Source organism: Brumimicrobium glaciale, assembly GCF_004152935.1.
In the GTDB taxonomy this organism is placed as follows: Bacteria; Bacteroidota; Bacteroidia; order Flavobacteriales_D; family Crocinitomicaceae; genus Brumimicrobium; species Brumimicrobium glaciale.
On the sequence record NZ_SETE01000005.1, the window covers coordinates 59023 to 76779 of the forward strand.

Annotated in this window: 16 protein-coding genes; 11 read left to right on the top strand and 5 right to left on the bottom strand. The window is 33.7% G+C overall.

The genetic code is table 11. The annotated features are described in order from the left end of the window. Positions 1–18 precede the first annotated feature (18 nt). The 3 genes from ERX46_RS11995 to ERX46_RS12005 all read right to left on the bottom strand — a co-directional run bounded on the left by ERX46_RS11995 (position 19) and on the right by ERX46_RS12005 (position 3573). Complete coding sequence (locus ERX46_RS11995) at positions 19–630, bottom strand: 30S ribosomal protein S16 (RefSeq protein WP_130094118.1); 612 nt, start codon at positions 628–630, stop codon at positions 19–21. 478 nt (positions 631–1108) lie between these two features. Further along, on the bottom strand, positions 1109–3001 hold the full coding sequence (locus ERX46_RS12000; RefSeq protein WP_130094119.1) for an ABC-F family ATP-binding cassette domain-containing protein: 1893 nt from the start codon (positions 2999–3001) through the stop codon (positions 1109–1111). Next, entirely contained in the window at positions 3001–3573 is a 573-nt protein-coding gene (locus ERX46_RS12005) for a DUF4293 family protein (RefSeq protein WP_130094120.1), read from the bottom strand. The genes ERX46_RS12000 and ERX46_RS12005 overlap by 1 nt, the downstream gene beginning before the upstream one ends. A gap of 817 nt (positions 3574–4390) precedes the next feature. Between ERX46_RS12005 and ERX46_RS12010 the strand changes: the two genes are divergently transcribed. The 8 genes from ERX46_RS12010 (at position 4391) to ERX46_RS12045 (ending at position 10082) form a co-directional block, all read left to right on the top strand. Further along, entirely contained in the window at positions 4391–4960 is a 570-nt protein-coding gene (locus ERX46_RS12010; RefSeq protein ID WP_130094121.1) for a hypothetical protein, read from the top strand. Between the two features lie 308 nt (positions 4961–5268). Further along, positions 5269–5748, top strand: coding sequence for a hypothetical protein (locus ERX46_RS12015; protein WP_130094122.1), 480 nt, complete (start codon positions 5269–5271; stop codon positions 5746–5748). 108 nt (positions 5749–5856) lie between these two features. Then, entirely contained in the window at positions 5857–6078 is a 222-nt protein-coding gene (locus ERX46_RS12020) for a hypothetical protein (protein WP_130094123.1), read from the top strand. Then, positions 6068–6670, top strand: a complete 603-nt coding sequence (locus ERX46_RS12025) for a Fic/DOC family protein (protein ID WP_130094124.1) — start codon at positions 6068–6070, stop codon at positions 6668–6670. Before ERX46_RS12020 ends, ERX46_RS12025 begins: the two co-directional genes overlap by 11 nt. Before the next feature lie 230 nt (positions 6671–6900). Further along, positions 6901–7452 (top strand): hypothetical protein, encoded by a 552-nt coding sequence (locus ERX46_RS12030; protein ID WP_242494573.1) that lies wholly within the window; start codon positions 6901–6903, stop codon positions 7450–7452. A 248-nt stretch (positions 7453–7700) separates the two neighbouring features. Then, positions 7701–8084 (top strand): hypothetical protein, encoded by a 384-nt coding sequence (locus ERX46_RS12035; RefSeq protein WP_130094125.1) that lies wholly within the window; start codon positions 7701–7703, stop codon positions 8082–8084. A gap of 66 nt (positions 8085–8150) precedes the next feature. Then, positions 8151–8765 (top strand): hypothetical protein, encoded by a 615-nt coding sequence (locus ERX46_RS12040; RefSeq protein ID WP_130094126.1) that lies wholly within the window; start codon positions 8151–8153, stop codon positions 8763–8765. Between the two features lie 219 nt (positions 8766–8984). After that, the gene (locus ERX46_RS12045) at positions 8985–10082 is read left to right on the top strand and encodes a poly(ethylene terephthalate) hydrolase family protein (RefSeq protein WP_130094127.1); all 1098 of its coding nucleotides are present in this window, start codon (positions 8985–8987) and stop codon (positions 10080–10082) included. Between the two features lie 178 nt (positions 10083–10260). On the opposite strand, the gene ERX46_RS12050 is transcribed toward ERX46_RS12045, so the two are convergent. Next, the gene (locus ERX46_RS12050; RefSeq protein WP_130094128.1) at positions 10261–10452 is read right to left on the bottom strand and encodes a LytTR family transcriptional regulator DNA-binding domain-containing protein; all 192 of its coding nucleotides are present in this window, start codon (positions 10450–10452) and stop codon (positions 10261–10263) included. A 123-nt stretch (positions 10453–10575) separates the two neighbouring features. After that, complete coding sequence (locus ERX46_RS12055; RefSeq protein ID WP_130094129.1) at positions 10576–14967, bottom strand: beta strand repeat-containing protein; 4392 nt, start codon at positions 14965–14967, stop codon at positions 10576–10578. Positions 14968–15164: 197 nt separating this feature from the next. Between ERX46_RS12055 and ERX46_RS12060 the strand changes: the two genes are divergently transcribed. The 3 genes from ERX46_RS12060 to ERX46_RS12070 all read left to right on the top strand — a co-directional run bounded on the left by ERX46_RS12060 (position 15165) and on the right by ERX46_RS12070 (position 17692). After that, positions 15165–15458, top strand: coding sequence for a T9SS type A sorting domain-containing protein (locus tag ERX46_RS12060; protein WP_130094130.1), 294 nt, complete (start codon positions 15165–15167; stop codon positions 15456–15458). A 270-nt stretch (positions 15459–15728) separates the two neighbouring features. Then, on the top strand, positions 15729–16004 hold the full coding sequence (locus tag ERX46_RS12065) for an EF-hand domain-containing protein (protein WP_130094131.1): 276 nt from the start codon (positions 15729–15731) through the stop codon (positions 16002–16004). 218 nt (positions 16005–16222) lie between these two features. Continuing rightward, positions 16223–17692: an amidase family protein gene (locus tag ERX46_RS12070; RefSeq protein ID WP_130094132.1), complete on the top strand. Its 1470-nt coding sequence runs from the start codon at positions 16223–16225 to the stop codon at positions 17690–17692. Positions 17693–17757: the final 65 nt, after the last annotated feature.

A 17757-nucleotide genomic window follows, 5' to 3' on the forward strand; every position in this document is an offset into this window, starting at 1 on the left:
TTGTGAGAAATTAATCTCTTATTTTTCGTCTTCTTTTTTAGCTTCTTTTGCAGCTTCTACAACTGGATCCTTTTCAGGAGTTGGAACTGGTGTAGTCGCTTCTTCAGTTGCTTCTGCAGCTGGAGTTTCTTCTGCAGCTGGAGCTTCTTCTTCAACTACCTCTTCTACTTCTGGAGCATTTTTGGCAGCAATTGCAGCAGCTCTATCTGTATTCGTCTTGCGCTCTGCAGCTAAACGATCAGATTCTGCTTTCTTAATTGAATCAGAATGTCCTTCTGTTTTCTTAGTAATCTTAGCTCCTTTATCGTTCATCCATGCTTCGAATTTCGTCTCAACATCAGCTTCTGATAAAGCACCTTTTGCTACACCTTTAATAAGGTGGTTTTTGAACAATACACCTTTGTACGAAAGAATCGCACGCGCTGTATCAGACATTTCAGCACCTGTACCAACCCACGTTAAAGTTCTGTCGAAATCGATATCGATTGTCGCAGGATTCGTGTTTGGGTTGTAAGTACCTAATTTTTCGATGAAGCGACCATCACGTGGAGCACGTGAATCTGCTACTACTACGTGGTAAAAAGCATAACCTTTTTTACCGTGTCTTTGCAATCTAATTTTTGTTGCCATAATGTTTTATTGGTTGGAGTTCGAAACCCCTATTAATAATATTTATTTAAGGGTGCAAATATAGTGGTATTTTCTTGTAAAAGTAATTAAAAATGAAAAATGATGAATTTAAAATAAAAGCATAAATTTCATCTTCCTCTATCCCACCCGATTATTTCAGGACAAGCTTTCCAATGCGGGTGGCGATTATATTCAATCGATTACAATTAAAAAAGAGATTCCTCCATTTTAAAAACCTGTGGTTTTAGTAAAATGTTCGGAATGACAATCGAGTAGTGGTGTTTTCGAAAAAAAAGGATGTTCAAGCGGAGCTTGAACATCCTTTTTTTTCGACTTTTAAAAACAAAAAACTGTCATCCCGACAGAGTGCAACGACGAGGGATCTCTTTTAAATTTAAAAGCAGAAGTCTGAGTGGATAAATAAAATCATCAGTTGATCTCGTCTCTCTCTAAACTCTCTCCCTCTGAATTTTGCCCTCTAAGCAAACTCCGCCAACTCCATCCATCTCTCCGTCTTTCCCTCCAACTCCGACATCAATTCTCCAATGCGTTTACTTGCATCGTTGAGTTCGTCTGAAGATGCTTTTCCGCCAGAAAGAATTCCAGTTAATTTCTCTTTTTCGTTTTCTAACTTTTCTATTTCTGAATCCAATGTTTTGAATTCTTGGTCTTCTTTAAAGCTTAATTTTCTTTTGGCAGCTTCTTGTTGCACTGGTTTTTCTACCTTCTTTTCAACTGGCGCTTTCTTAGCTTCCGCTTTTTCTAATCTTTTTTCTGCTTGTTCTTCTAGGATATCTTTTTTCAATTGATCTCTGTAAATCGTATAGTTTCCAGTGATGTCTTTGATTTTAGCGTCTCCTTCGAAAACGAAGATGTGATCCACCATTTTATCCATGAAGTAACGGTCGTGAGAAACAACGATTAAACAACCTTGGAAATTCTTAAGGTAATCTTCCAAAACACTCAAAATATAAATATCCAAGTCATTGGTTGGCTCATCGAGAATTAGGAAGTTAGGATTTGACATCAAAACTTTCATCAATTTCAAACGGCGCTGCTCTCCCCCACTCAATTTGTACACATAATTGTAATGCATACTGCGTGGGAAAAGGAATTTTTCAAGGAAATGTGCTGCTGACATTTCTCTTCCTTTTTCTAAAGGAATAAATTCTGCGACATCGCGAATAACGTCAATCACTTTCATGTTTACGTCCACCTCGATGTTGGCTTGAGAATAATATCCAAACACCACTGTATCTCCAACAACTACTTTTCCTGCATCTGGCTCTTCTTCTCCAGTAATTATACGTAAAAGTGTAGATTTCCCTACTCCGTTTGGCCCAACAATTCCTAAACGTTCTTGACGTTTAAAAGTATAAGTTAAATTATCGAGAATCCTAAGGTCTGGATAGCTTTTTGAAACTTTGTGCAATTCCAAAATTTTAGATCCCAAACGTTCCATTTTAATTGGAATTTCGAGTTCTTCTTTTTCTATGTTTTGACCTGCTGTTTGCTTAATTCCTTCAAAAGCATCTGTTCTTGCTTTTTGCTTAGTTCCACGCGCTTTTGGTTGTCTTCTGATCCATTGCAATTCTGATTTGAATAAACTTCTCGCTTTTCCAACTTCAATGGCTTTGTTTTCTTCACGTTCGGCTTTTTTCTCTAAATAGTAAGAGAAATTTCCTTTGTAACGGTAGATCTGTTCATCTTCTAATTCATAGATAATATCTGTAATTACCTCCAAGAAGTAACGGTCGTGTGTTACCATGAATAAAGTAGAATTCGATTTTGAAAGGTATTCTTCCAACCATTCAATCATATCTAAATCGAGGTGGTTGGTTGGCTCATCCAGAAACAAAAAGTCTGGTTCTGAAATCAATACTTTCGCCAAGGCTACTCGTTTTCGTTGACCTCCAGAAAGCGTTGAAATTTTTGCGTCGTGATTATCTAGTTTCAATTTAGACAATACTTGTTCAACCAAACTGTCTAAATCCCATGCATTTAATTCTGAAATTTCTTCAAAAAGATCTGCCATTGCCATTTCGTCATTATCACGAACAGCTTTAGAATATTTCTTAAAGACGTTTAATTTCGGTAAATCATGATCGAAAATCTCTTCGTAAATCGTGTTTTCAGGATTCAAATCATCTGCTTGCTGTAAATAAGCGATATTGATTCCATTACGGAAAACGACTCTTCCACTATCAAAAGGCTCTTCGCCCATGATACAACGGATTAAAGTTGATTTTCCACTTCCGTTTTTAGCAACTAATGCTACTTTTTGACCTTGGTCTATACCAAAGCTTAAGTTCTCAAAAATCGTACGATCTGCATACGTTTTGGTCAACTGTTCAACTGATAAATAATTCATTAACGGATACGATCTATAGATTTAATAAGTCGTACATCACGACGAATTCCAATGTTTGCCAAGAAAGAAAATGACAAGGCAATAACGATGCAGTAAAAACCAAATGCCAAATGCGTGCTGCTAGTATAATCAGCCGATCCAGGAATGGTGCTCCCGCGTAAAAAGTTGTATAAAACAATGCTTACACCAAATAAAATGAAGTTTAAAACGAATAATAAGCGCCCTAATTTCAATTGGCGTTTTAAGTTTTTATACCCTAACAAAACCACTGTTGTGAGCATTGCTAATAATATAGTAATAGAATAAAATGGAAAATAAAAAGTTGGAACTCCTTTCATATCTCCATCAATATCAACCTTTCCTGTTGCTTCTCTTAATAGCTGAATATTTTTATCAGTCAATTCTCCATGAACATGAAGGTCCTTCTGAACTCCATAAACATTCCCATGACTAATTATGTCGAATTGGTCTTTTTGCGCTACTTCAGTAACAAAAACATCCGTTCCGATGCTTAGCATAATCAAAGCTCCTAAAGTCAGCAATAAATAAAGGGATTGAACGCGTTGAATCATATTTTGAAATTTTACGCAAAGATAGTTTTTTTTGGTGAATGTTTACTGTATAATGCATGAGGTGAATTAAAGATTCAAAATTTGAAGGATTCAAAGATTGGAGGAATAGAATATTTTACCTCAAAGTGTACAGAGTTTTCGTAGAGGAATGTGTGGTAGAGTTGAAAAATGGAACGCGGATGACAAGAATGCAAGCAACGCGGTCCCGAAAGCTTTCGGGATTCGCGGATTTAAAAAAGATTGGAAGATTAAAGAGATATTTAAGATAAACAAATGCTTTGTAATAATGTGAAACTAAATTCATATGCGATACAGCATTATTCAATTCGTAATTAAACCATTCGTAATTTCTAATTGATTCTTGCGTCCTATATCTGCCTCCACCTCTAATCTGTTGTCTGTTCTTGCTACGCTTTAAATTACCCAAAAAGGAGCTTCCCGTGGTCGCTCTTTTGGTGTAAACAGCTGTGCAGAACAGTTCAACAGGATTTCCGTTTTTGTCAGGGCCGGGAGGAGATGCTTCGACTGGAAGAGGAAGCTTAGAATTCATTAGACCAAAAATCACTAAGAAAAAGAAGTTCTAAAAAGCAGATCACGAAGTGGCATCGAAGTTAATAACTTAAATGCAAGTAATCCTCTTATTCCTATTTAGCAGATTAATTTCTCTTTTGATGATTACCCGAGTTATTTATTTTTTACTATATTTACAAAAGAGCAAAGGTAAAACCCCATTCAATAGCCCTAAAACTAGTTTATACTATAAGTTTTACTCCTATTCTTACTCTCCTTATCTTTAACAACTTAATATATTACAAATATGAAAAAAACTATTCTAATTTTCCTAATAGTAATTTTATCAACAACTTCAACTTTTTCTCAAGACTATTTCATTGCTGATAATGACACGACTTACTGCCAAGATTTAGCATATTCTACAACAAGCCAAGGTTATCTAAAAAAAATGAGTTATGAGAGCCTCGATGGCAGCTTGGTTAAATATGAAAAAAGGAAAAAATGTCCTAACGTAACTACTTTTCACATAAAAGATAAAACCATCGATAGAATTCCTTTAAAAGCAAGCAAACCAAATTCATATGTGAGATTTATATCTAGGGCTGTTAATGGAAAAATAAAAACATACTCTAATGCTTCTAGTAAAGCGTACAGTTATTCAATAGGAGAGGAAGTAATGGGTGAATATCACTATACTATCCAAATGCCCGATGGCAAATTCTACGATATAAGGAAAAAAAAGAATATGAAAAAGTATATCATACCATACCTTTTAGAATGTAAAGAATTTAAAAATCAATATAAAGGTGAATTTAAAACTGCTGAGCCACTTTTTAATAAAACAATAGAATTATACAATTCTTTGTGCCAATAGTTAAATAATATTGGAATTTCATCTAAGTACTTTAGTTAACCATATTGCCACGTCTGTTAGATAAACTGAAAGAGTAACCTTCTTATCTTGTTCTACCTGAAAGCCACATACAGATAATTGTGATGAAGTAGATTCTTCGGGAAATACATTTGAACCAATGACTAAATCTGAATTGAGTAAACGAATTGACAAATCAGAATCTGACTTTCGAAATAATCGATTTAAAAGCAGCGCTGAACTTTTAACAAAATACGAATAATGTCATTTGAAATTATTTGGTCTGAATTTGCAATCACTTAATAATAAATATGAAAACAATTATAAGGCAATCTGCACTACTATTAATATTGTTTAGTATTCATTATAGTTGTTCAGATGATTCGATTGAATTAGAAACTTCAACAGACAAAATTAAATTAGCTAAGTACATAAATCTTGAAACATACAAACCATTAAGGGCAGAATGGATATTTATAAAGCAGGGAATTCAAACTGAAACTAGAACACCTGGCCCGAATGATTATAAAATTGAAGCTTTACTTGAATTTGATAAAAAGACAATTGAGGAACTAAAGAAAAATTATAATTTACTGTCTGCTTCCATGAATGAATTAAAAAAAGAATATTTTAGATTTGAATGGCTTAATAATGAGAATTTATTGAAGCTTAAAAACAGTACCAATTTAAAATATTACCAGCCATCTTTCTTCAAGAAAGGGTCATTCATGCACGGAGGATTTACGATAATTAGTAAAACCACTATCCTACTGCGCTTATACACAATGTAATATACGAAATGCCATTATCGTTACACTCTATTTACGCTCTATCACAAAACCCAAAGGTTAGAATGATACATCTTTAATTTGTATCTTTGATTTCATACTTTTAAAATTATGTACAGAACAATAGAAGTAGATAGAGAAAAACTCACATTAATGGGAGTTCAATTTCCCAACATAGAATCATTAGAGAGTACCGCTAATGCATTAGGAACAAATATGTTTGAAGGACTCGAACCAACTAAGGAGCTAATTCAGATTTATTTGGATTGGAAAAATGGAGACCTCAATGAATCCGACTTTTTAACACGGCTATATTCTCTTTATGGGAAATAATTACAAATACCTTGACCCTAATCATAAATACACCGATAAAAATGGTGTTCTCTATAACCTAGCTAACATTAAAGATGAAAAGGTTCTTGCTGTTTATGAAAGCTTAAAAGTTTCTAAAAGACTTGAAGAAATTTATGCAACTCCCTTAAAAATTAAAGGTTCAATCTCATTAATTACAATTCATCACTATTTATTTCAAGATGTTTATGAGTGGGCAGGAAAAACTCGATCCGTGAACATAAGCAAAGATGGTAAACCATTTTTTCAAGGAGAACGATTCGAGATGGGTTTTAAGTATATTGATAATCTCATATTGGAATATAGAAACATCAAGAGTAGAAATAAAAAGGAACTTGCAATAAAATTGGCTGAATTTTTAGATAATGTAAACTTCTTGCACCCATTCAGAGAAGGCAACGGAAGAGTACAACGTGAATTTTTACGGGTTTTAGCACTAGAAAAAGGTCTTACTTTAAATTTAAACCCCGCAGATAATAAGGATGTTTATGAAAAATACATGAATGGCACCATAAATAGCGACACCAAAATCCTAACAGACCTTATTTTTGAATTATTAGAAAAAGACAGATAAGGCTCATAGCATAATCTTCGTCGCTAAACATTAGTAAAAACAATGACAAACCTACTCAACAACGCATTAACAATAAAACTACTTTTCGTAGGAACTCTAATAGTACTTTTCCTTTTCCAAAACTTAAACAACAAACGAAATAATTTACATACCAAAGAAGTTCAAATTAAAAATTCTGAAATTGAATTTTCACTAATAGCATCAAAAAATTAGAACACAATAAACCAAATATGAAAAATTCTAAAAAACATGAGCTTAATCAATGGCTCGAAAATTCAATGAAAGCTTTACAAAATAAAGAGAATTTACCGAAATATGAAGTTCAAATTATTCAAGAAGAGATAAAAAAGAGAGAAAAGTTGATAGCCGATCTTTCTCTAGTAGTTGCAAATTCAACCGTTACAATTGAAGATATTGATGGAACATATAATATTATAGGGTTGAATCAAAATGCGGAGCAAAGTACATACAATGGTTTTTTACATCTTACTAAGATAGGCGATAAAAGAGTGAATGCAGAATGGGTCATTGATGGAGAACAAATACAACAAGGAAAAGGTTTCTATAACGGAGATACTTTAATCATTAACTTCTCTTATGCAGGTGAGGATGATAATGAAGGGAAAATATACAAAGGAGTTGTCGTGTACAAATTTATAAATGGTGAAATTATTACTGGTTTTTGGTCAGAAAAACATGGTAATGACAAATATCTAGGTTTTGAAGAAGGTCGGAAATTATCTAATTCTGAATCAATTTCATATCAAGCCAGAATGAACTAAAATTACTGTAAAAAAAGTGCATAATTATTTACCAAGCTCTCGCCTACTTTAATAAAAGTTTAAAGATTTTCTATTCAGTTTTTATTTGGTGAATTTATTGCTCATCCACGCAACTAACCAAACACAACAACTGTGGGCGATAAACAAACAGTTAAAGGAATCTCAAGAAATTCCCTCTTTAAAATCTTCGTTTATTAAACGAAAAACAATACTTTAACCATTAATACCAAACTCGAAAAAAAAACAACATGAACTCTTCAAGATTTACAATCACAGAAACCCACAATAGCAACATAAGAATCAAAAGTTTAGCTATAAATACTGACGCAATTTGCGAATTCTATGTTCGACTTTATTCCTTGCTTGGAACTCAACCCCAAAAGCATTATGAAGGATTTGCATTTCTGATTTATGATACTGAAAATGATTTTTATTTTGAGGCAAGTTTAACGGCATTTGGTGCTGGATATTTCGCGGAAGAGGACAACGATAAAACTCAAAAAATAATGAATGAGTTTAATGACATTTTATACTCAAATGAGCTAAAATTAAAAGAGTGCTCGTTAACGTATGAACATGATTTTGGAGAATCAACGTTCGCATATAAGGATGGGGAATTTTCTTGTGAATAAGAAATATTGACAACGTTAATCATATCATCCTTTGAACAGACTATTACAAAGCAAACATAAATTACCATGTATAAACTTCTATCAAAAACACGAATTAAGAAAACACTGGCTTTGGTTCTAATATCCTTAACTTTTCAAGGTTGTTTTAGCGATAAAATTTACAATGAAATCTACATTAAAAATGATGTAGTTTACGGTACAAAAAGATTTGAACTCAAACACTATATTCATCCCGAAGATTCCCGATCTGCCATAAAGGTCCTCATACAAGATATCATCAAAGAAATTGATTCAAATGATAAAGTTTCTTATACAGCCTATGATTATCTTGAACTAACGAGTTCTAGTTTTAAAATAGATGAAAAAGTATTCTACATAATTGACAATGTTGCATATCCTATGACTATTGATCATGTAGAATTTGACAATGTTAGAAAAACGATCGAGAATAAATCAGATGTTTTAACCGCAGATTCTACGACAGTTTCAGTGGTAACAGGTTACTCAGAACAAAATAAAAAAACAGTCAAATTCAAATACAACATTCCAGTTCTTATGATGGAAAAAATCAAAGAAACCGGACAACTTTCTATCCGTTATTATTCTGGACCGAGCATGGCAACGTTTAACACTAGACAAATAAGTCTTGGAAAAATGATAGAGATGATTGATAGTAAATAGTGAAAATAAATATCAGAAGTTTTGAAAATCTTAATCAATAAATAATTGTCTTTTTTAAATATTTAATTCTCCGCCTACCCAAACATCCTACTTTTCAATACTTTAAAATATTTCACTACCCAGTTAAAACAAAATAACAGCCTTAATTTTCACAATAAAAGACTATATTTATCAAATAAAAATTATACGTTCCATTACTTACTGTTTATTACCGAAAACATGAAAAACTTATACCTTGGCCTATTGATTTCGTTTATCTTTTTCTCTTTTAACACTAGTGTTATTGCTCAATGTGATAACGTTACAGTAGAAAGCATTACGAATCCAGGTCCTTATGGAGTCGCAATTCTCACTGAATTAGATGGAATTCGTAATGGTCCAGATTATGACGGAGCAACAATTTACTATCCAACAAATGCGACACCTCCATTTGCGAGTATTGCAATTGTTCCAGGGTTTGTATCGCTTCCATCAAGTGTTCAAGAATGGGGTCCTTTTTATGCTTCTCACGGAATTGTAACCATTATTATCGGTACAAATTCGCTTTTTGATGATCCAGAGACTCGCGCCAATGCACTGCTTGATGCTTTGGAAACTATAAAGCAAGAAAATGTAAGAAATTCATCTCCAATTGAAGGGCTGCTCGACTTGAGTCAATTGGCTGTGAGTGGCTGGTCGATGGGCGGCGGCGGTGCACAACGAGCTGCAGTACTTGATAATTCAATTGCTGGTGTGGTTGCTTTATGTCCTTATTTAGAGAATCCTGTTCTTAATCATGATGTTCCTGTGTTAATTTTCAGTGGTCAAAATGATGCCGTTGCAACTCCTTCTCAACAGGCGGATGTCCATTATAACGTTACTCCAAGTACTACAAATAAAGTATTGTATGAAATAAAAGGTGGAAATCATTCCGCTGCAAATACTCCAAATGGAGGCGGTGGTTCAGTTGGGAAAATTGCGCTTTCATGGCTTAAATTATATGTGGAAAACGATAAATGTTATTGCTCTTTATTAACTGATGATCTTTTGTTGAATCCTTCTGAAGCATCCAAAGTTGAGCAAAGTTTCGATTGCGATTTATTAGCAATAAATGAGCAAGAATTGAAAATAGGTTATTATCCTAATCCAACAAAAAACACTGTTAATCTAGAAATTTCTAAAGATGTATATTATGAACTAATTTCTCCATTGGGACAAAGAATGTTTGGAGGATACTTAACAGGAAACAACAAACAAATTGACTTGTCGGAATTACCCACTAATATTTATTATTTGCACATAGAAGGTCAAGTTGTTAAACTTGTCAAACTTGATTAATTGTTAGGGAGAATTAGATGAATTAAATGAATTGGTTTGTCAGCATAAATGAGAGATTGGCGTTTAGCTATGTGGTTAACTAAAATGAACTTTAGAAAAATTCCAAGAGAATACTAAGGGTATTTATTTTAAAAAAACAAGTTCTTCACATCATTTATAAATAGTCTAAATTGCCATTTCAACCAAACAAATTCCTCTTCACCACTTCATAAAAACTATCACTAACAGGAATCTTAACTTCCCCCAGGAATAATTCTCTCCCTTTTAATCCTGTTACTTTTTCACCATTCACAATATACGATCGGTGCACTTGCAAAAACGAACTAGGTAATTTTGAAATAAGTTTACTCAAAGATTGATTCGCTATCAATTCTACTTAAGCGTTATGTTTACAGCTTGTGATTATATATGATCAACTTCTCGTCTAAACAAGACCAAAAAAAGTCTCACCATACAAGGTGAGACTTTTCTATAAAATCAATTTTCGAATATTCTAATGTATTGTCATTTTCTTAGTATCAGCCAATGTCTGATCAACATAAAGAGAATAATAATATATCCCTGTATTTAAATCTTCAGCATTTACATAACTAGAACCATAATCTCCAACTTCTTCAATAGGTAAGTTTGAAACTATTTTACCCATTCCATCCGAAACTACAAGATTTGCAGATGTTGCCCAACTTGGAATGTAATACTTTATAGAAGAAGTATTATTGAAAGGATTTGGAATGTTTTGATATAAAATTGGCTTTTCAAATTCAATTTCAACATCAGTAAAACCTAATGTACCATCACAAGCACAATCTTCAATTATATCCACTCGCGATTGAAGGTCATTAATTTGATTTTGTAAACCTTGCAGTAATGGAGCTAAATCGACTGTAACTGACGATCCGTTTTCAATTTCAATCTTTAGATTCGTTCCTGATAAAGTAGCAGAAGTTAAATCTTGCTCATCAGTATCTGTATTGATTCCCGAAAGATCAATTGTTGAACCACTTGTTAATGCTAAATCTGTTCCAGTCAATGAAATATCTTGAATCTCATTGGTAACACTTCCATCGACTTCTGTGAATGAAGTAAGGAAACCATTGTTGGATACAAATCCGTCAACTTGCGCTTCTGTTAATTGAGTATCTGTATTGATTCCCGAAAGATCAATTGTTGAACCACTTGTTAATGCTAAATCTGTTCCAGTCAATGAAATATCTTGAATCTCATTGGTAACACTTCCATCAACCTCTGTGAATGTCGTTAAGTAACCGTTGTTGGCTACAAAATTGTCAACTTGAACTTCTGTTAATTGAGTATCTGTATTGATTCCCGAAAGGTCAATCGTTGAACCACTTGTCAATGCTAAATCTGTTCCTGTTAATGAAATATCTTGAATCTCATTGGTAATACTTCCATCAACTTCTGTGAATGAAGTAAGGAAACCATTATTCGCTACAAAACCATCTACTTGCGCTTCTGTTAATTGTGTATCAGTGTTGATACTTGAAAGGTCAATCGTTGAACCACTTGTCAATGCTAAATCTGTTCCTGTTAATGAAATATCTTGAATCTCATTGGTAATACTTCCATCAACTTCTGTGAATGAAGTAAGGAAACCATTATTCGCTACAAAACCATCTACTTGCGCTTCTGTTAATTGTGTATCAGTGTTGATACTTGAAAGGTCAATCGTTGAACCACTTGTCAATGCTAAATCTGTTCCTGTTAATGAAATATCTTGAATCTCATTGGTAATACTTCCATCAACTTCTGTGAATGAAGTAAGGAAACCATTATTCGCTACAAAACCATCTACTTGCGCTTCTGTTAATTGAGTATCTGTATTGATTCCCGAAAGGTCAATCGTTGAACCACTTGTCAATGCTAAATCTGTTCCTGTTAATGAAATATCTTGAATCTCATTGGTAACACTTCCATCGACTTCTGTGAATGAAGTAAGGAAACCATTGTTGGATACAAATCCGTCAACTTGCGCTTCTGTTAATTGAGTATCTGTATTGATTCCCGAAAGATCAATTGTTGAACCGTTTGTTAATGCTAAATCTGTTCCAGTCAATGAAATATCTTGAATCTCATTTGTAACACTTCCATCTACTTCTGTGAATGAAGTTAAGTAACCGTTGTTGGCTACAAAATTGTCAACTTGCGCTTCTGATAATTGTGTATCTGTATTGATTCCCGAAAGATCAATTGTTGAACCACTTGTTAATGCTAAATCTGTTCCAGTCAATGAAATATCTTGAATCTCATTGGTAACACTTCCATCAACCTCTGTGAATGTCGTTAAGTAACCGTTGTTGGCTACAAAACCATCTACTTGCGCTTCTGACAATTGAGTATTTGTGTTGATTCCCGAAAGATCTACTGTTGATCCGTTCGTTAATGCTAAGTTAGTTCCCGTTAATGAAATATCTTGAATCTCATTGGTAATACTTCCATCAACTTCTGAAAATGAAGTTAAGTAACCATTGTTCGCTACAAAACCATCAACTTGCGCTTCTGTTAATTGAGTATCCGTATTGATTCCCGAAAGATCAATTGTTGACCCACTAGTCAATGCTAAATCTGTTCCAGTCAATGAAATATCTTGAATCTCATTGGTAATACTTCCATCAACTTCTGTGAATGAAGTAAGGAAACCATTGTTGGATACAAAACCATCAACTTGCGCTTCTGACAATTGTGTGTTTGTGTTGATTCCTGAAAGATCTACTGTTGAACCGTTCGTTAATGCTAAGTTAGTTCCAGTCAATGAAATATCTTGAATCTCATTGGTAATACTTCCATCAACTTCTGAAAATGAAGTTAAGTAACCATTGTTCGCTACAAAACCATCAACTTGCGCTTCTGTTAATTGAGTATCCGTATTGATTCCCGAAAGATCAATTGTTGACCCACTAGTCAATGCTAAATCTGTTCCAGTCAATGAAATATCTTGAATCTCATTGGTAATACTTCCATCAACTTCTGTGAATGAAGTAAGGAAACCATTGTTGGATACAAAACCATCAACTTGCGCTTCTGACAATTGTGTGTTTGTGTTGATTCCTGAAAGATCTACTGTTGAACCGTTCGTTAATGCTAAGTTAGTTCCAGTCAATGAAATATCCTGAATCTCATTGGTAATACTTCCATCAACTTCTGAAAATGAAGTTAAGTAACCATTGTTCGCTACAAAACCATCAACTTGTGCTTCTGACAACTGTGTATCAGTATCAAGACCTGAAAGATTAATTGAATTCCCATTAGATATTTGAAGAGATGTTCCAGTCAAAGCTAAAGTTTGTTCATCTGTATTAGAGTTTGAATTCCAAGCTGTTCCATTCCAAGAATACAAAGCGTTAAGATCAGTATCATAAACAACCATTCCTTGTTCACTAGCAGCAAGAGTTCCTCCAAAAGTAGTTCTTTGAGTGGTTGTCATTTTATTAATCATGAATCCTTTATCAGCATCTTCAAGTGTTAAAGAAGCTTTGTTGTTAGGAGTAGAAGTACCAATTCCAACTGACATTCTGTTTGCTGCAGTTGAACCACCTAAAACCATACTGTTATTCTGGGAAGTTGTTGCACCATTTCCAATTGCAACAGAATTTGAACCTGAAACATTAGTATTAGCACCAATCGCTATTGCTGAATCTGAAGATACAACTGAAAAAGCGCCTATTCCGATTGATCTCTTTCCTTTAATCGAATCATTATATCCTACTCCAACACTGTATATATCTGAAAGATAACTTTTTGCTCCAATAGACACACCATAATCTCCTTCATTGGTTGTAATTAAATCCTGACCAAGTGCAACTGAATATATTCCTCTTTGAAAAATATTATTTCCTATTGCAATTCCAAATTGTCCTGAATTTTGCGCTTTGTACCCCATTACAATCACATCGCTAGCCCTAACCATTCCGAATCCACGATACCATCCTGTGTTGTCAAAACCTTCACCACCGCTTCCGATAAAAATACTTCGGGAGTAATTAAGACCACTAAAATTTGCGAAAGTACCTAAACCAACGTTATCAGAACCTTCTCGATTAATAGAGCCTGCCTGTGTTCCCACGTAAGTATTTCTCTGGGCATTATTGATGCTGCTATTATTTGTTCTGTTATTGTCTCCACCTGCTTTGTATCCAATAAAAGTATTGTTGCTAGCAAACTCGGTAGCAGACCCAGCACCTTGTCCTATAAAAGTATTTTTAAACCCTGAAGAATTATCTACACCAGCTGAATCACCGACAAATGTATTCCAAAATCCAGTTGTATTATCGCGACCTGCATCTGATCCAAAAAATGCATTTCGAAAACCGGTTGTCAAACCTCTACCCGATTCAGATCCTACAGCGGTATTATCTGATCCTGTCGCAGGAATTATTATATAATTAGTTGCTGTTGTTAATGTAGTAGTAGAAAAACCAGGTCCTGCTTTATGTCCTATATAGGTGTTATCACTACCAGAAGTAACACAAGAACCAGCTTCATCTCCAATAAAAGTATTATCTACTCCATTGGAATTCCTGAAACCAGCTCCGTTACCAATAAATGTATTTTCACTTCCGGTATTGTAAAAACCAGCTCGAAAACCAATCATTGTGTTGTCAAATCCATCGTCATCTGAGTATCCAGCTTGGTAACCAATATAAACTCCTTCCCTACTAGTTGTCAAATTATACCCAGATTTCCAACCAATGGCTGTATTGTGAGATCCGGAAGTTAGATTTGGCATTGAAGAATCACCCAGTGCGGTATTAAAATCTCCAGTAGTTATGGATGACCCAGAACCTGCGCCGAGCGTTTCATTTCCTGTTTGTGCGTTTACCCCAAATGCTAATACACAAAGGGCCAATGATTTTATAATTAGTTTCATAAAATGAATTTAAGTTTATAGTTGCTCAAATTTAAAAATAAAAACGCTATTTTTTTGTATTTTTTTAGCAAAACCTATCTTTTTTTTTTTTGCAAATCACTGTGAATCATATTGAAATGAATTCTCTTACAAATAATTCAACAAGTTTACCCATTTAGATATCCTGATTCAATTTAATAATATTCGTTGTAATAAAATTGAGATCCCTCACAAATGTATATTCTCATCAAGTTACTAAAGTATCAGTTGCTGATTATAATCAAGAAATGGATTTAAAATATTATCCAAATCCAACAAGGTCAGTTTTAACAATTGAAAATCCAGCAGGAAACATCAATTCAATTAAAGTGGTTTCAATGTTAGGAAGAGTATTATTTACAAACGAATATAATAATGCAGAAGCTGTACAATTAGATATGTCCAGCTTTTCGAAAGGAACTTATTTTGTGACAATAAACGAAAGTAAAGTCATTAAGATTTTGAAAGATTAGTGGTAGGTTAGTTAGTGGTAGGTTGAAAATGTAATAAAGAAGCTTCACAAGTAAATTGTGGAGTTTTTTTATTATTGGAAGTTTTGGCTTGACTTCGAAATTGAAGAGATTAAGAAACACCTTTTTACTTATTGTAGATTCTTGGGATTCAAACTAAACACAAAAATCCCTATTCGTTGAAAATCTCCCACTGTTCACTGAAAACTCTACTTACAATACAACTTACACACTTAAATCAAGTTATTATAGTGAACATTAAAAACAGCAGAAATGAAAAATGAAAATTTAAAATTTGGTTTCGTAGCAATGGTATTTTGCATTGGATTCGTAACTTTTTCAAATGCACAACCTCAGCAGAAAGAACGTCCAACTTTTGCGCAATTAGTAGAAAAAATGGACAGTAATAAGGATGGTAAAATTGCAGAGTCGGAAGTAAAAGGACCACTTAAAAATAACTTCTCGGAAATCGACACAGATAAAGATGGATTTATTTCGGAAGCAGAGTTTAATAACGCACCAAAAAAAAGAAAATCAAAAAGTGAGTAGTAAATTATTGGTTTTATTAAATCCTTCATACTACTATGAAGGATTTTTTGGTTTTAGATATTTGGTGAGCGTTCTAAAGAATATTTCATAAGAACCCACGATATTTAATTCTAAGATGTAACTTACAGATTTAATTAATAGCGTTTCCGAATATATTTCTTAGCGCTGAAGAAAGTATAAAAAACAAAGTCTTAAGAAGGTTAATAAGAACATAAGTAATGACATCAAAACATAATAAGAATTCCGATTTAGCATTTTTAACTGTAACTGAAATTGCAAAACGCATCAGAAACAAAGAAATAACATCTGAGTTTATTACGGGTATCTATATTGAAAGAATAAAACGATTTAATCCTCAATTGAATGCTATCGTTATTGATATGGAAAAAGATGCTCTTGAACGCGCTAAAGCTGCAGATGTTGCTTTAGCACAAGGCAAATCTCTCGGAAAGCTTCATGGTGTTCCAATTACTGTAAAAGAGGCTTTCAATATAAAAGGCTATAAAACGACTGTTAATTTCAAGCAGTTAAAAAACAATATTGCGCTGGAACATTCAGACATAGTCAATTTACTATATAATGAAGGAGCTATAATTCTTGGTAAAACCAACATTCCAACATTACTTACCGACCACCAAACCCACGGACCATTATATCCGAGAGCGAACAATCCATTTGATTTAACACGAACTACCGGCGGAAGTACAGGTGGTGGAGCAAGCGCAGTTGCTTCTGGATTAAGTGGTGTTGAAGTTGGCAGTGATATGGGAGGTTCGGTGAGAATACCCGCTCACTTTTGCGGAGTTTATAGTTTGAAGACAACCGATGGTGCTGTTTCAGAAAAAGGACATGTTCCACCACTTCCAAAATCTAAAGGTGCTTTTCAAAAAATGGCAGTATTTGGACCAATTTCCAGAAGTTTAGATGACCTAGAATTGGTTTTTGACATTATTAAAAAAGAAGGAAATGAATCAAATAAAGACAAACCAAAGTACTTAGCTTTTGAAAATAAAGTTCTATCCGATTATAGTTTAGCATGGACAGATTCGATGAACGATATAAAAGCAGGTGAGGAAACAATTACTTTATTAAATCAACTAGTAAATGATTTATCGGGTCAAGTTAAGCATATAGAAAAAACTTTACCGATAATTAATTATAAGGAAGCAGAAGAAAATTGGGCAAATATATTGGGTTATCTCTTAGGGCAAGATTTGCCTTTTATTATTCAAAAAATCGCTAGGTTTCAATTTACTTATGGCTACTCAGCCCGTGGAAAAGGTCAACATATTTCTAATGGAATATTGGGAAACAACCCTAAAAAACTGGAGAAATTCACATCATTAAGACAAGAGAATATTGAAGTATTTCAAGAGTTCTTTAAAAACTATTCTTTTATACTAAGTCCAATTGCGGTTGGTCCTGCATTTGAACATTGTCGAACTGGAAAACCTATTCAAGTTGATGGACGAGAAATCAATTACTGGGACATGTGTCTTCCTTTCGTATATATTGCAAATGTATTGGGATTCCCTGCTCTAATTGCTCCATTGGGACAAACAAAAGATGGGCTTCCAATAGGAATTCAGATAATTGGCCCTAACAATTCAGAAAAAGAATTGATTCATTTCGGAAAGCTTTTGCTTCCATATATCCAAGGATTTAAGAAACCAGAAAATTTCAAATAAATTGGAACATGAAAATGGATCAAGTGTAATTGTTTTCTACATTCCATAATTGAAGTTATTTCCTA

What these genes read in the sequence shown, in the direction of transcription:
- ERX46_RS11995 (WP_130094118.1), bottom strand. Translation starts at nt 630, where the DNA reads ATGGCAACAAAAATTAGATTGCAAAGACACGGTAAAAAAGGTTATGCT.
- ERX46_RS12000 (WP_130094119.1), bottom strand. Translation starts at nt 3,001, where the DNA reads ATGAATTATTTATCAGTTGAACAGTTGACCAAAACGTATGCAGATCGT.
- ERX46_RS12005 (WP_130094120.1), bottom strand. Translation starts at nt 3,573, where the DNA reads ATGATTCAACGCGTTCAATCCCTTTATTTATTGCTGACTTTAGGAGCT.
- ERX46_RS12010 (WP_130094121.1), top strand. Translation starts at nt 4,391, where the DNA reads ATGAAAAAAACTATTCTAATTTTCCTAATAGTAATTTTATCAACAACT.
- ERX46_RS12015 (WP_130094122.1), top strand. Translation starts at nt 5,269, where the DNA reads ATGAAAACAATTATAAGGCAATCTGCACTACTATTAATATTGTTTAGT.
- ERX46_RS12020 (WP_130094123.1), top strand. Translation starts at nt 5,857, where the DNA reads ATGTACAGAACAATAGAAGTAGATAGAGAAAAACTCACATTAATGGGA.
- ERX46_RS12025 (WP_130094124.1), top strand. Translation starts at nt 6,068, where the DNA reads ATGGGAAATAATTACAAATACCTTGACCCTAATCATAAATACACCGAT.
- ERX46_RS12030 (WP_242494573.1), top strand. Translation starts at nt 6,901, where the DNA reads ATGAAAAATTCTAAAAAACATGAGCTTAATCAATGGCTCGAAAATTCA.
- ERX46_RS12035 (WP_130094125.1), top strand. Translation starts at nt 7,701, where the DNA reads ATGAACTCTTCAAGATTTACAATCACAGAAACCCACAATAGCAACATA.
- ERX46_RS12040 (WP_130094126.1), top strand. Translation starts at nt 8,151, where the DNA reads ATGTATAAACTTCTATCAAAAACACGAATTAAGAAAACACTGGCTTTG.
- ERX46_RS12045 (WP_130094127.1), top strand. Translation starts at nt 8,985, where the DNA reads ATGAAAAACTTATACCTTGGCCTATTGATTTCGTTTATCTTTTTCTCT.
- ERX46_RS12055 (WP_130094129.1), bottom strand. Translation starts at nt 14,967, where the DNA reads ATGAAACTAATTATAAAATCATTGGCCCTTTGTGTATTAGCATTTGGG.
- ERX46_RS12065 (WP_130094131.1), top strand. Translation starts at nt 15,729, where the DNA reads ATGAAAAATGAAAATTTAAAATTTGGTTTCGTAGCAATGGTATTTTGC.
- ERX46_RS12070 (WP_130094132.1), top strand. Translation starts at nt 16,223, where the DNA reads ATGACATCAAAACATAATAAGAATTCCGATTTAGCATTTTTAACTGTA.